Below are 13,410 nucleotides of genomic sequence, written 5' to 3' on the forward strand. Positions count from 1 at the left end.
TCAATACCCTCCTCGCATCAGCACGTGGCCGAGCAATGCGTTGTTAGGCGTGGATGGCCCAGGCAACAACGTCGCTTGCGGATCTGCATATTGGGCGAATTGGGCTTGCTGGGCAGGCTGCGCGCCCTGGCCGCCACCCGAGAGCGCGTAACTCATCATCATCGCCGCGAGCATCGGATTCATGTCTCCCCCTGACGAAGCCGACAAGTCCGGCGTCGGCGTCGCGTTCGCCATCTGATTCAGTCCGCTAAAAAGTCCCGTCGGCGTAGGGCCGTACGACATCCCCATATCGCCGCCGCCAAGATTGAAGAGGCTCATGTCAGGCTCCCTTCAGAAGAGTATTCAGTGCGCCGATGCTCGGAAGCACGGCTTGCGCCACTTGCTCCAGACGTCGAATGTGCGCCCGATGTAATTCCGGCCAGCGCACGCGGGACCATTCGGCCCGGTCAATTGATTGCCCGAGAAATGCCGTGCAGTCGTAGCAATCCATCGACGAGTGATCTAGAACAAAGTGCTCAGGTACGTCCATGTGCTCAGAAATGAAATCAAGCACCTGCTCGCGGGTCCACTGCTCGATCGGCTGAAGGTAGGTGATTCCGTCGACGACGCTCCCATCACGCGAGGGCGATTTATGATGCTCATCGCTTCGCTGCCCACGAATCAGGAATTCGACGCCCAACTTTTTCGCGGCGTCGTGCAGCGGGCCGGAGATGTTCTGCCAGCAGCATTGCAAATAGCTCTGGATTCGTACCGGCTTGTCACCGGTAATCTGCATACCGTCCGATGTCCAATCGATCGGCACGATCTCGGAAGGCAGTCCATGCAACTCGTTTTGCGCTGCCTGATCGGTTTTCACCTCGATGAATTTGTCCGTTTGCGCGCGCACAAGCTCAACGAGCTTAAGAGTCTCCGGATATGCCTTCCCGGTATTCACCCAAATCACGTAGGGATCTTCATCCCGGCAGAGAAGCCAGCAAGCCAGCGAGTCTTTGCCGCCTGAGAATGCGAGGGCTTTGGTGCTCATAGCGCCATTGCCCCCATCATCAAACCAGCACTACCTAGCCCAAATAGGCCACTTGTCGTCGAGTTCTGCGATGCAACGTCCGAGTTGTAGCTATTGAGCTGGCCCTGATACTGGTTCTGGAACGACTGCGCGATATTCGCCGGCGACGCAGCCGATTGCGCGGTGCCGGAGTTTCCTGGAATCAGGCCAGCTAGAGACGAAAGCTGCGAATACGGAAGCTGCGAGAGCGACGCCTGTTGGCCATACAAATTGGCCTGCTGGCCGACAGTGGCGAGTTGGTTCTGGAGCATCTGCGTGCCGATCTGCGAGCCGGTGAGAATCGACTGGTTCCCAGCATCGCTGTACGCTTGATTTTTCGACAGGTTGAAGTTCTTCATGGCGTTGTCATACGCCTGAGAACCCGGTGTCAGCCCTTGATTCGCCAATTGCGACTCAAGGCTCGTCTGCTCCTGCGAGAACCGGGGATCGAGATATTGCGTCTGCGCAGCATAAGCAGCCTGCCGTCCCTGCTGGTTTGCATCCTGAGCCGCCGTCGGGCTGATCTGGCTAGACAGGCCGCCAAGCCCGAACATCGCGCCATTCAGTACATTATTGGAATTCCCAGCAGCCCCCAACGACGAATTAATCAGCCCTTGCAAAGGTGCGCTGGCGCTGATATTCGTGTTGTAGATCGGGGCGCCAGTAATGGGATCTATGCCCGTGACGTTCGATTGCTGCGAGCCAAATGGGCCGCTCGAATTGTTCAGATTCAGCGCTTTGTTATAAGCCGCCGTCGCCTGATTGGTCTGCGTGGTTGCGTTTGCCACCACATACGGATCTGGCGCTTGAGGTGCGTCGCCGCCACCCTTACCCTCAAGCGTTACCGGGCGGTTGGCGAAAAGTGCCTTCTTGAACGCTCGAAGCGGCAGGTCAGGCAGCTCGGAGGAGTGCCGCATGGTGTCTTCCCTCGATGAAGCGGCATTCGCCCTTGAGCATGCCAAAGATAATCAGATCGGTGCCGTCGCGCTCCGCTTGACGCATAACCCCTTCGCGCTCAAAACCAAGGTGTTCAACGAACCTCAACGAGTCCGCGTTGTCGGCCCGCACAATGGCGGTAATCCGGTTGCATCCAAGCTGCAAGAACGGATAGCGGAAAATTGCCCCGAGGTAGGCCGGCGTGAGCCACGCGCGGGTTCCGTCTGAGGCGATATGGGTGAGCACCGCAGGCCCCGTGTGCATCTGATAAACGACGCCCGCGACCAGCTCGCCATCGCGCTCAAGGCCGATGGCGGTGTAATCGCGATATGCGGCCTCGCCAGTGCGTTCGGCGACAAACTGCATGACTCGTTCGGGTTGGTCCCAGACGATGCGCTTCATCGGATGACTCCTGATGCGCAAAGCCGGATGCACGGAGGGCGCGCGTCTTGCCTTGCGCACCTTTTACCGAGGCCCATCGCGGGCCGCGTGCATGAAGATGGAAAATCTAAGCGTTGATTCTAAGCAGCGGGAAAATCAAAGTGTTGGCGTTAGCTTCTGCTCGAACATGAAATCGACCGATTGGATCGAATATTGGATGCTCTTGGTCTGCGCGCGCATCCGATACGTGGCCGCATACCCATTTCCGTCAATGCTTTCCCAATCGGTCTGCACGGTCTGATTCCCACCCCACGGAACCGTATCCCAAGGCGTCGTATCCCAAGGCGTGACTGCACCTGCGGAGAAGGTCGGCGAAGAGGTAGGAAGCGCGTTACTGAAGTCCACCGAGAGGTCAATCTGCGGGGTAAAGGCGGCGTTCGTCAGGAACACTGGGCGCATCATGTGGAAATACTTCTCCTGCCCGCGCATTCCAAAGTAATTGAACGCCGGCTTGATGTCACTGTTGATCGCATTGCCGCCGTCGTCATTGCCAATGTCCGCCTGGGCGATAAAATTCGCGCCGCCCATGTAGAGCGCGCCGTTGAAATAGACAAAACAGAAGGCATTCCAGCCAGTGAAGCGACACCATGCTTTCGTGATGGTGTTCATCACGTACTGATATGAGGTCAAGTCTTCCTGCGTCGGGACGTTGATAAGTAGCTTGTTTCCGTCTGGGTAGAGCGTCGCCTGCCAGCCGAAGTTGCCGCGATAGGCCATTACATCGGCGTTCACCGTCGGGCTGATCTTTTCGGTGAGCGTGATATCGCGCTCGGCACGATCTGTCAACAACGCTTTGCTGAGTGGCGTCAGACCGTCCGCCCCAATGAACACCACGTCAGAGCCCAACTTTTCGAAGAAACGGCGGCCGACCGGCGCGCCGATCCTAAAACGCGCAGAAATTCCAAAACTCGATGATTGCGAGGGGTCAGACCCCTGATATACGATGGCTTCGCCCATCGACGTGACGAAGATGATGTAAGGGTTCAGTCCAGCCGAATTGTCGATATTCCAGGTCGCGATTCCCATCAGATAGCCACCCAATATCGTCTCGGGGCCAACGTCAAATAGCGTAGCTGCGCCGCCCACCTGCCCCACTGGCAGGTAGTACGACTGCATGCTGTTGATTTGCGTGAACCAGAGGCGCTTGGCAAAAACCTGCACATGCACAAACGTGCTCGGATTGACGCCAGTGATTGCAATCGGGGTTGATAGCTGGGTGATCGACTGCCACGTCGTGCCGTTGTAGAGTAGCGGCGGGTCGATGCCGTTGACCATCACAAGAAACGTGGCGCCGGCGTTGCTGAAGTTGACCCATTGCCAGCGCGAGTTCGTTAGGCCCGTTACGACCGGTGCTCCTACCGCAGCATTGGCCGTCACGTCATAGACGCTGCCGCCGACCACCGCGAATAGCTTCTTCGTCGTGCCAGAATTGTACGAGGCGAGCGTCTCGACATTGCCGGTGATCCCGGAACCCCAGAGCTGATACCCTAAACGCAGGGGTACGTCGGCAGTGCCCGGGAAGTAGTTGTCGAGGATGATAGCGTCCGTGGCCGGCATGTTCGCCACGGCGTCGAGCGTATTAAGCCCACCTACGCAGGGAGGAATAGCCTCGATCTGGACGCGTGCGGAGCGATTGACCGGGCTTCGCATATCAGGAGCCATAGCCGGTATCCGGCACGTTCGCGCTTCCAAGGAGAATCGGAGGTTCTGCTCGAGCATTCAATGGTAGAACACGCGCTCCACCTGCCCGGCCGACGGCGGCTTCAACGGCATCCTCATATTCGCGCTGTGCCACACTCGAATCGAGTCCCTTGCGGTTCAGGAAACGCGCGATGATGCCAAGGATAAAAAGCCGGTCCTGCAATGTGGGCGTGTCCGTATCGGCTGCCCACGCAGTCTGGGATACGCCAGCCGCAGACTGGCACCATCCCGTCGAGTAGTACTCGATCACGAGATTGTCGAGCGACGCCGGCACCGGATTGACGAAGATCATCCCGTCCATGATGCGGTACCGGAGCCGTGGCCCGGTCGGGCTGATACCGGACTTCAGCACCTGCCATTCTTGCGGCGAAAGCGGACCCACCAGTTGCCAGCGGAATGACCGATCCCATCCCGTCTGGGTGATGAAGTGATCACAATCTGCCGGGATCGCATAGCTCTCGTTGCCAAACGAGAAGGTTGCACCGACCGCAGTAGTGAGTGCATTGGAGTCAAGCGTCACGCTATTCGCGCCGACTGCTGTTACCGCGGCGCCATAGGGAAGAGCTGTGCTCGTCGCGATCATGCCGACCGTGATGTTAGACACCGACGGCATGCTGGCAATCACATTACTGCCAGCAGTTGTGTTTCCTGTGTATCCGCCATAGCCGACAAGGTTGAACTTATATTCCTTGCGCAGAACCGGCCAGCCTTCGTTCATGGACCCGCGCGCCGCGAGGTCTTCACCGACGCGCGTAGCATGGACCAGCAGTTGGCTTACCGTCTTGTCGGTGTTGCCAATGACTGTATTGGGCTTAGGCAGACCGAAGTCGCCCATCACCTCCTGGATAATCTTCAGGAGCGTTTTTTGATTCGCGGAGGTAATGGGCTGGGTCATGGCGCCGGCTTACTTCGAGGATTTCTTCGAAGCAGCAGCTTCTTTGTCGTGCTCGACATGCCCTTCGACGCGCGCGGCGAGATCACGCATTTGCTGTTGCAGCAATGCCATGTCCTCGCGCAATTGATCGTTTTCGGCTTGCAGGCGCATGGCCTCCTTGCCGTTGTCGGCCTGCTTCAACCACGCCTCCGCCTTGTCGCGCAATTGGCGGGCACCGAGCCATGTGAGGTTGCTGTCTGCGATGCCGGCGAGCTGCTCCACCGTGTGGATATGCATGGACTTGAGTTCCATCGCCTGGGACTTCGTAATCGGCCCCCACTGCTCGATCGGCGTGCCGTCCTGCACTTGCTCACGCTGGGCTTCGAATGCGCTCCATTGCTTCGGGAAGCGCCGCGGATCGGCCGGCCCTTGCATGTCATCTTCCATCTTCACCGGGCGGAAGATTTTTTTCGTACGATCGCCGGGAAAATGGATCTGAATGTGCGGCACATCCTTGAAAATCGGGCGCCCCTGCTTTTCGGACTCGGCGGTCTGGTGGATCGCCTCCATCGTGAATTCCACATAAAGTCTGCTGTCGTCGCCGTGCACGACGTGAAGCTGGTTGCCTTGCTCGACGACTTTCGCCTGTGCAAAATCCATGATGGTGAATCTCCGAAAAGAGGGGCGCCCGGCCCCTCGGTTGGTTAGGTGATTGCGCCTTGGGCGCTCGGGCGGTTCAGAAGCAGGACGGCTTGAGTAGCGGAGAGCACGATTGCCGCAGCGCCCGTGCCAAGCGTGACGGCCGGCGCTGTCGAGAACTTTGCGCCCTCCATCTGCTTGCCAGCGACCGCCGTCGGGCTAACAACGCCCGCCGCCTGCCAATACACCGGGTTTCCGGCGACCGGCGCACCCTGGCACGTCACGATGGCGTGGCCGCCGACCTGGAACCAGCCCCACTGACCGACGGTCAATGCAGCCATTGCCACGCCGAGAACATCCCCGCTGTTCGCAGTGCCTGCCCATGCAACAGCCGTGTCGACGATAGCGCCGCTGACGATCGACTCATTGAACTGACAGACGGTGCCAGCCGCAATCGTGCCCCCAGCCTGAGCGAAAACGAATTCGCCGCCGCCGAGATTGGCATCATAGCCACGGATGCTCTCGAACGAGAATGATTGACGCCCTGCGCCCGAACCAGCAACGAGATTGAGCGGGCCGGGGCCGACGGTGTCGACATCGGTCAACTTGACGACGCCGAGAAGGGGATCGTATGCAATGAAAGCCATGATCTTCTCCTTACGCCGTCAGGACGGCTTGTAGACGGCGATTGGAAACGGTCATGTTGCCGGCGAAACCGACGAGCTTGACCATCGCGTCCTGGTTGACGGCAAACCGATCGTCACCGATCGGGGCGAAGTTGCGGTCGACGTGCGGGCGGAAATAGATGTAGTCCGTGTTCAGGAAGTTCATCGTATTGGCCGGCGCACCTCCGCCGAAGCCGCCGTCGAGCACCACGTCCGAATTCATGTACTTCAGCGAGTCGAAGCCCGCTTCGCCCATTTCGTTCGATGTGATGCGCTGGATCGCCTGCAACGACTCCAGATACAGCCGGAAGTAGTTGTTGTCGGCGATGATCAGATCCGGCCGGTCGGTGCCGCGAACCTGTTGGACGTACACGCGGTTCATGTACGACTGGATGTTCGCCGACGTAGCTGCGCCGCCGCCATCCGTAACCGCCGAGAACTTCGTGTTGCGCCAAAAAGCGCCGATGGTGGTCGAAGCGTCGATCCCGCCCACAACGCCCGTGCTCGGCGTGGTCGAAACCAGCAGCGCGAGGCCACCGATTTGACGGCCACCGTCGGCAGTGCCGTCGGAGTAGCAGTCGAGCGCGATGTTGTTGACGAGCGTCTTCTCGGCGTTCTTGATGCGACTTTCGAGCAGATCGATGATCGCGTCTTCGCCGTTGTTCTGGAGTTGCTCCAGACCCGAGATTGACACCGCCACGGCGGCCTGCGCATAGTTGAACTCGGCACCCGTGAACACATCCGACGGCGAGATATTCAACGCTTCATAGCCCGAGTAGCGCTTGAACGTGCCGTTTTCGGCGTATTCAAGTTCTTGGACAATGGTCCGGCCGCCAGAGACGGGCTTCACATTGCCTTTGCGACGCAGGCGATATAGCAGGGCGTTGTTTTTGGTCACGTTGTCAGCCAGCTTGCCCGTGCGATTACGCAGGGTAGTGGTAACGATTTCCGTCAACGTGCTTGACGGGTTTTGCAGTCCCATGATTTAGGCTCCAAACGAGTTACGAAGAAGTCACAGCGCGAAAATTCGCGCGCAGCTCATCGCGTAGGGAAAGGTTTGGATTGGCGGTGGTCCCGGTAGTCACAGGTGATGCCGGAGATCCGCTGATCGAGCCTCCTGCCCGACGCTTCGCATCAGCTTTGGCTTTCGCCTCGGCTGCTCGCTTCGCCTCTGCATCCGCCGTTTGGCGGCTCAGAATTGTGGAACGAACATTGGGGTTTGCGTGGCATGCCATCTCGTATGCCTCTTGCATATCCTTGGCAAGCCCACCGACAAGCAACTGGCCCATATAGGGCTTTACTTGTTCGTAGAACTCGTTTTTCGGGTCTGCAGCGAAGGCGTCGATAATGGCTTGTGCCTGCCCCTCAACATGCTGATGTTGCTGCTGCTCAGTCGAGACGAGATGGCCCTTCACTTGCGCAAGCTCCTGACGGAGTGCTTGCATTTCGGGGTCTACCTGCGGCGCGGCCTGGGCAGCAGCGTGTAAATCCACTCCAAACTGCCCCGCGAGTTGCCGGAACAACCCGACCTTCTGTTCGGGCGTCGCAGTGCGCAGCACATAGGCAGTTTGGAGTAGGTCCCGCACTGCGCCGGCTTCGTCGCCACCTTCGGCGCGAATGATCGGCAAATACGGGGCGATCACATCCTTGAGTTTCTTACCGAAGGAAGCGTCTTGGCCCAAGGTCGTAATGCCCTTGTGGGCTTCTTCTTCGCGGCGTGCGATCACGGCCTGGGCTTCGGGGGGGATTTTCTCCCAATGCGCGCGCTCGGCAGCACTCCAGGATTGTGGGGCTTTGGTCTTCTGCGTATCGGCAGTCGCAGTCGCGCTTTGCTCACCCTCGGTAGTCTGCTGACTTCCTTCAGTGGGTGTCTTGGCGGCGACGGGTTCGCCGGTAGCGGCGCTCTCAGCGCTCGTGGTTGTCTTGCCCGATGCGGCAACCTCATCGCCACCGGTGTCGCCCTTCAGATCGGCGAGGTTCTTTGCAAGCTCTTCGCGCAAGGAAAGCTCGGCCGTCTGGTTGACTTGCTCCACTTCGCCCTGCTGACCGTTATCGACTTGCATTTGATATCCCCGCTGATTTGCATGAACAGCATGCTATGCAGCGGGAATTTTTGGAGCAAATGGGAGTAACAAAGAAAAACCGCCCGGAGGCGGTTGATTTAGGATGCGCGCAGAAGGTTGATGGCCTGCTGTACGACTTCCGGGTGAGGCATTCCCGGCATACTCAGGCCACACCAGTATTTGGATGAGAGTGCCCGCACCTATCTCGGGCTTTTCACGGCTACGCGCCGCTAAGGATTTCCACTCTCACGGCTGGCGACTGTCTACGACACCTGCAAAGCGGCGTGGCTGGCCATGTCACAGCCCTTTGGACTCGCCCAATGCGGTTTGTCGAACGGTGCTGCACCGATTCAAGGTCGGCCAGTCCCACCATCCAATCGCCATGCGTGAGGTGCCTTAATGAAAGGCATGGAAGCATATTAGGCAACGTGGGGCGGAATTGCAATACCGGGCCCAGGCATTGCACCTTGCGGCGCAATAGCCGGATGAGGCGCCATCGGTTGCGGCGCCATGCCCTGTCCCTGAGCCTGAGGCGCGCTGGGGGACTGCATCTGCTGCATAGCTTGAGCATGTTGGGCCATCTGAGCTTGCATAGCCTGGGCTTGCGTTTTCTGCAAAAGCGCCATCAGACGCGGAAGGAATGCACCGATCATTTCTGTTTCCCCAAGACTTCGCGCGTGGCCTTCGTCAGATCGCCGCGCACATTGAAATCGCCTCGGACTTCGCCCTGCTGGCGACCGACGCGCTCGTTTCCAACCTCGGTATAGCCGTTGCGCTTCAGGAAGTCTCGGTGCGCGCTGCGGCTATTGATGACCGGGGCTTTCCCGGTCGCAACATCCACGGCAATGGCCTGATAGGCGCTGATATCGGGCGCGACCATAGGAGCCACGATCTTGCGGATCATATGGGCACCGCAGCACAACGGCAGATCTCGGTCGCGCTCGGCAATCGAACGGTAGATATCTTCTTCGTGGCCGCATTTAGACTGGCATTGCAGGGCATAGATAGGCATGGTTACCCCTCCGAACTGACGGCAGCATTTGCCGCACTGATTTGCGCTGCATCGACGGTAGCGCCGGCGGTTATCTCTGCAGTCTCTACCTTGGTCGCCGCGTCAATACGCGCGAGCAGGATCTTCATCTGGCCTTCGAACATCATCCGCTGGCGTTCCATTGCATCATCCTGTGCCGCGCGCATCTGCTGAAGCTGCGATTCCATCTGCATTTTCGCGCGGTCAGCGATCATTTGCATCTGGCGCTCTTGAGCATCTGCCTGAGCCTCGGCTTGTCGGTCGGCCTGCTGAGCGCGCTCTCGTGCAGCAATCTCGGCAAGGTTTTGCTGCAAATCGCTCTGATTCTTGCCCTGCGCGATTTGGATTTGCGCCTGTGCCTTGACCTGCTCAGGGTTCGGCGGAGGGCTATCCTGAGCCTGCTTTGCACGCTTCTGAAGCGCATCGACCGTTTCCTGTAGGCAAGATTCCATCTGCTTGCCAACCGGGAAGGCGCGAACCGCAAACATGAGCAATTGGCCTAACAACGGCATCAGCGCAGGGTCAGCTCCTTCCGCAGACTTCAGGAAGTCGCCGATTGCCGAGAGGAACTCGGTGCGGTCCGACTTTTCCTGAACCTGATCCATCTTGAGCGTGGAATCAGTCTCAATATCGAGGCGGAAATGCCGCATATTCGCGTCATGCAGCAACTGCTCGACCTCTTCCCACGTCGGCTCAAGAAAAGGCTTGTCCATGTCGTCTGGCAGATCACCGCCGAGCTGCGTGATCTGCTGCGCAATCGCCTTTTCCTGCGCCGTCATGAGCGGATAGCCCGAAATCTCGGCAAGCGTCTTGATGTCGAACTGGTTCGCGAGCACCTCGGCGATCATCACCACCACATCACGCGCGAATCGCTGCACCTCGGCCTGCATGTCTTCCAGACGGATCGACGCAAAATTCGCCTTGATCTGCTGAGCTCCATAGGTCTCATTCGGGTCAGTCGAGCCGCGGATGATGTCGGCCATGCCGGTGATTTCGTACAGATCCTGCTTGACCTTCTCGCGGGCGTCGTAGAGCGATATCAGGGTATTCGCCAGATCGGTCATGGGGAGCAGTTCAATCGCCCCTTTCAGCCCACCCTTCTCTGCGAATGCAGCCCATGAGTCGACCGCCACCAGCTTATTGTCATAGCCGCCGGCGAGAATATGTTGCAACCCAGGCACCGTCGAATCATAGACACCAGTGGCCCGAATCGCGTCGGTCAGAAGCGAAATTCGAGTGGTAAGGTCGTCCAGTTCGTGGGCCTGATCCTGATACATCGTATAGTCAGGAACCGGAATCACGCTGTCGTTGGCGAGATTCGGCAACATGGGGCGCGGGCATGGGAAGAAGTTCTGCAGGCCCAGCATGTCGGCTCGCTCGTCGAGCGTGCGCATCGAGAACGACTTACTGAGCCACGTCACACGCTTCGTCGTCTTGTCCCAGATCTCATAGATGCGGGCTTTCTGCTGATATTCGGTGACCTCCTGGCCCTTCAGGTCTTCCGGCTTGTAGTCGAGCGGGACTTGTATGCCAATCTCACGCCCGAAACGTTCGATCAGCTCGGCACGCGTCAGGTAGCAGATTCTCCAGACGGCGCGCACTTCCTGCCATGTGCGAGCGATCGTATGCCCGAAGTCCGACCAATGCACATAGTCGATATCGACTTCCTCATACTCCAATTCCTCAATGGGCGTGCCGTCTGACGTCGTTTGCTGCACGTTCTGGGCTGGCTCGTTGGCGTCGGCGTCATCATCGATTTGCGGCCCTTCGTTCGCCATTTCCGTGCCCAAACTGCCCGCATCGGCCTCGGCGAAATGAGGCACATACCGCACCCACACCGTGCCACGCCCTGGCAACAGGCGATCAGTTACGCACTGCCGAGCCGTCAAGTGGAAATCTTCCTTATCCAGCGTGAAGCTGGTCGCGCGCTCGAGCACTTCACATGCCACGCGGCCTACTGGATCGGCATCCAGGAAGCGCCGCTGAAAGTCTGGCTTCGGATTGCGCGAATAGAGTGCCGGCAGCAGCGTTTGGATGTTCGACCAGAGGATGTTGTAGCGCGACTCCTTGGACTCACGCGCATTGCGCTCGTCCTTGTAGCGGCGCAGGATCTTCTCGCTCTTCTCCTGCCACTTGCTGGCCTTCTGCTCGTATAGCTCTATTTCCTTCACCCAGCGAGTGACGGAATCATCGCTCGGCGTGGCCGTATTGGCTGCTGCTCCTGCGTCGCTCATGATCTATTAGCCCGGAGTGTAACCAACGGTTGCGGAAACGGTTCCCCCGATGACGACATTCAGTCCCTTGGCGAAACCGAAGGGCATCGGATAGTAGGTGCCAGGAGTCGGAGTGAATGTGTCGACGATCTTTGTCGCCGTGCCGGTGCCGGCATCGTCGTAGACCGTAATGGTTGGCGTAGCACTGGCAGCACTCACAAAAATGCCTCCGAGAATGCCATCATTCGCGCAGACGTTGCCCGAGGCAGCGACTTGCTTGTAGGTATAGGCTGGTGCTGCGGGGTTCATATGCGCTCCCGTTGGGGTGAATTGGATGATTGAGTAGGCCAGAACACCTCACTGGCCGTCATGTCGTGCAGGAATCGCGGCTTCTCGGCAGGCTTCTCCGACTCCGGGTTTCGCCAGACGAGAGACAAATACCGAAAAGCGTCCGCGGCGTGGCTGGTCCAGTCATGCACCGGATGGTCGGTGAACATCTTCTTGTCGCTATCCCACTCGCGGTGGTATTCCTTGAGCGATTTGATGCCGAAGCTGCAACGCTCTTCATCGAAGTGGCAATGCTTGAGTGTCGCGCGGGCCGATTGAATGCCATCCTGCACACTCAGATTCGGCGTGATGGCGGCATTGATGTTGAAGTCGCGCAATTGCTCCAATCCGGAGCGCAGCGACGCGAAACTCTTCGGCTTCGCATCATGCGGCAGCCAGTGTCGTCCATATCGATAGGCGATTCGATGGGCGCTCTCTGGGATGGGTGCACCAAACGTCCATTTCACCGGCTTGCCATTCACGCCATATTCGCTGACCTCGATCTTTCGCCCATGGCACGCCTCGGCGTAATGGATGGGGTCTTTGCCAGAGGCACGGAAGTGGTCAATGACGCGAATCTCGCCCCATGCCACCTGATAGAACCAGATGGAGGTATCGTCGGTGCGCCCAATGTCCCAAGCGGTGAATACGGGCAAGGAAGGGTCGTGCGGCACGCTTCCGATGCGCCCCTCTCGCTCGGCATCCGCCATTTCCTCGCCGTAATATGCACCCAAGACGGCGGCGTCGAAGCTGCACATAAGCTCCTGAGCGAACATCGCATTGCCCTGGTCCTTACCGTACATGCTGACGTACTCAAGGCGCATCTCTTCGAGTTCATCGCGCGAAAATCGCCCTGTCTTCAGTACATTCGACACCTCGGCGAACCACTTCGGGTTCTTGCGCGCCATCTCATACATCTCATGCGCGTGATTCTTACCGCGCGGCGTGGTGATGAACACGGCCCAGCCGCCGTTTTCGTCCAGGATCGGCTTGAGATAGGCCCATGCTGCGGGATTGCACAGTGCCCACTCCGAGAACACAAGGCCTGCAGGGGGTGAGCCGACCAAGCTGTCGAAGTTGTCTGAGCCTAGAACCTGCCACGTTGAACCGCACTTCAGGCGGATCAGCATGTCGTTCTCACGCGTGCTCGCCCGCAACTCATGCGGGAATGCCTCATCGATGCGACGACGGCCGGTATGGGGATTAACTGCTTCCCAGATCGCTTTGCGCGCCTGAGAAGCCATCGGCAGCATATGCCAATAGGTAGCAATGCGATCATGCGCAGCCACGCATGACCAGTGCAGGCAAACGTCATCCTTACCCCAGCGCCGATGAGCGATGTCGATCGCGCGCTTTCCACCAGAGACGAGGTAATTCCACAACCGGCCCTGATAGATGCGCGGCGTCCAGTTGTGGGGGATATCGATTTCAGCCTGCACGACGCCTCCGCGAATCCCCTAGGCGCTCATCGAGATGGTC

The 13,410-nt window shown here is 58.6% G+C and carries 14 protein-coding genes; all 14 read right to left on the minus strand.

The genetic code is table 11. The annotated features are described in order from the left end of the window. A complete protein-coding gene (locus OYT13_RS15780) occupies positions 1-318 on the minus strand; it encodes a hypothetical protein (RefSeq protein WP_268566563.1) in 318 nt (105 codons plus the stop codon). 1 nt (position 319) lies between these two features. Further along, positions 320-1,024 (minus strand): phosphoadenosine phosphosulfate reductase domain-containing protein, encoded by a 705-nt coding sequence (locus OYT13_RS15785; RefSeq protein ID WP_268566564.1) that lies wholly within the window; start codon positions 1,022-1,024, stop codon positions 320-322. Beyond that, positions 1,021-1,959 (minus strand): tail fiber domain-containing protein, encoded by a 939-nt coding sequence (locus OYT13_RS15790; protein WP_268566565.1) that lies wholly within the window; start codon positions 1,957-1,959, stop codon positions 1,021-1,023. Before OYT13_RS15790 ends, OYT13_RS15785 begins: the two co-directional genes overlap by 4 nt. Next, positions 1,934-2,380, minus strand: a complete 447-nt coding sequence (locus OYT13_RS15795; protein WP_268566566.1) for a GNAT family N-acetyltransferase — start codon at positions 2,378-2,380, stop codon at positions 1,934-1,936. The genes OYT13_RS15790 and OYT13_RS15795 overlap by 26 nt, the downstream gene beginning before the upstream one ends. A 135-nt stretch (positions 2,381-2,515) precedes the next feature. Beyond that, on the minus strand, positions 2,516-4,081 hold the full coding sequence (locus OYT13_RS15800) for a hypothetical protein (RefSeq protein ID WP_268566567.1): 1,566 nt from the start codon (positions 4,079-4,081) through the stop codon (positions 2,516-2,518). Then, entirely contained in the window at positions 4,071-5,015 is a 945-nt protein-coding gene (locus tag OYT13_RS15805) for a phage adaptor protein (RefSeq protein ID WP_268566568.1), read from the minus strand. The genes OYT13_RS15800 and OYT13_RS15805 overlap by 11 nt, the downstream gene beginning before the upstream one ends. Before the next feature lie 9 nt (positions 5,016-5,024). Next, on the minus strand, positions 5,025-5,603 hold the full coding sequence (locus OYT13_RS15810) for a chromosome partitioning protein ParA (protein WP_268566569.1): 579 nt from the start codon (positions 5,601-5,603) through the stop codon (positions 5,025-5,027). A gap of 95 nt (positions 5,604-5,698) precedes the next feature. After that, positions 5,699-6,280, minus strand: coding sequence for a hypothetical protein (locus OYT13_RS15815; RefSeq protein WP_268566570.1), 582 nt, complete (start codon positions 6,278-6,280; stop codon positions 5,699-5,701). A gap of 10 nt (positions 6,281-6,290) precedes the next feature. Continuing rightward, positions 6,291-7,280, minus strand: coding sequence for a phage major capsid protein (locus tag OYT13_RS15820; RefSeq protein WP_268566571.1), 990 nt, complete (start codon positions 7,278-7,280; stop codon positions 6,291-6,293). A gap of 19 nt (positions 7,281-7,299) precedes the next feature. Next, positions 7,300-8,361 (minus strand): hypothetical protein, encoded by a 1,062-nt coding sequence (locus OYT13_RS15825; protein WP_268566572.1) that lies wholly within the window; start codon positions 8,359-8,361, stop codon positions 7,300-7,302. Positions 8,362-9,010: 649 nt separating this feature from the next. Beyond that, a complete protein-coding gene (locus OYT13_RS15830; RefSeq protein ID WP_268566573.1) occupies positions 9,011-9,373 on the minus strand; it encodes a zinc ribbon domain-containing protein in 363 nt (120 codons plus the stop codon). Positions 9,374-9,375: 2 nt separating this feature from the next. After that, complete coding sequence (locus tag OYT13_RS15835) at positions 9,376-11,625, minus strand: molecular chaperone (RefSeq protein ID WP_268566574.1); 2,250 nt, start codon at positions 11,623-11,625, stop codon at positions 9,376-9,378. 6 nt (positions 11,626-11,631) lie between these two features. Further along, the gene (locus OYT13_RS15840) at positions 11,632-11,913 is read right to left on the minus strand and encodes a hypothetical protein (protein WP_268566575.1); all 282 of its coding nucleotides are present in this window, start codon (positions 11,911-11,913) and stop codon (positions 11,632-11,634) included. After that, on the minus strand, positions 11,910-13,370 hold the full coding sequence (locus OYT13_RS15845; RefSeq protein WP_268566576.1) for a hypothetical protein: 1,461 nt from the start codon (positions 13,368-13,370) through the stop codon (positions 11,910-11,912). The genes OYT13_RS15840 and OYT13_RS15845 overlap by 4 nt, the downstream gene beginning before the upstream one ends. Positions 13,371-13,410: the final 40 nt, after the last annotated feature.

Origin of the sequence: Pandoraea sp. XJJ-1 (assembly GCF_026802345.1) — a bacterium.
GTDB classification, from domain to species: Bacteria; Pseudomonadota; Gammaproteobacteria; order Burkholderiales; family Burkholderiaceae; genus Pandoraea; species Pandoraea cepalis.

Coding starts and splice junctions, on each gene's coding strand:
- OYT13_RS15780 (WP_268566563.1), bottom strand. CDS start 318: ATGAGCCTCTTCAATCTTGGCGGCGGCGATATGGGGATGTCGTACGGC.
- OYT13_RS15785 (WP_268566564.1), bottom strand. CDS start 1,024: ATGAGCACCAAAGCCCTCGCATTCTCAGGCGGCAAAGACTCGCTGGCT.
- OYT13_RS15790 (WP_268566565.1), bottom strand. CDS start 1,959: ATGCGGCACTCCTCCGAGCTGCCTGACCTGCCGCTTCGAGCGTTCAAG.
- OYT13_RS15795 (WP_268566566.1), bottom strand. CDS start 2,380: ATGAAGCGCATCGTCTGGGACCAACCCGAACGAGTCATGCAGTTTGTC.
- OYT13_RS15800 (WP_268566567.1), bottom strand. CDS start 4,081: ATGGCTCCTGATATGCGAAGCCCGGTCAATCGCTCCGCACGCGTCCAG.
- OYT13_RS15805 (WP_268566568.1), bottom strand. CDS start 5,015: ATGACCCAGCCCATTACCTCCGCGAATCAAAAAACGCTCCTGAAGATT.
- OYT13_RS15815 (WP_268566570.1), bottom strand. CDS start 6,280: ATGGCTTTCATTGCATACGATCCCCTTCTCGGCGTCGTCAAGTTGACC.
- OYT13_RS15820 (WP_268566571.1), bottom strand. CDS start 7,280: ATGGGACTGCAAAACCCGTCAAGCACGTTGACGGAAATCGTTACCACT.
- OYT13_RS15825 (WP_268566572.1), bottom strand. CDS start 8,361: ATGCAAGTCGATAACGGTCAGCAGGGCGAAGTGGAGCAAGTCAACCAG.
- OYT13_RS15830 (WP_268566573.1), bottom strand. CDS start 9,373: ATGCCTATCTATGCCCTGCAATGCCAGTCTAAATGCGGCCACGAAGAA.
- OYT13_RS15835 (WP_268566574.1), bottom strand. CDS start 11,625: ATGAGCGACGCAGGAGCAGCAGCCAATACGGCCACGCCGAGCGATGAT.
- OYT13_RS15840 (WP_268566575.1), bottom strand. CDS start 11,913: ATGAACCCCGCAGCACCAGCCTATACCTACAAGCAAGTCGCTGCCTCG.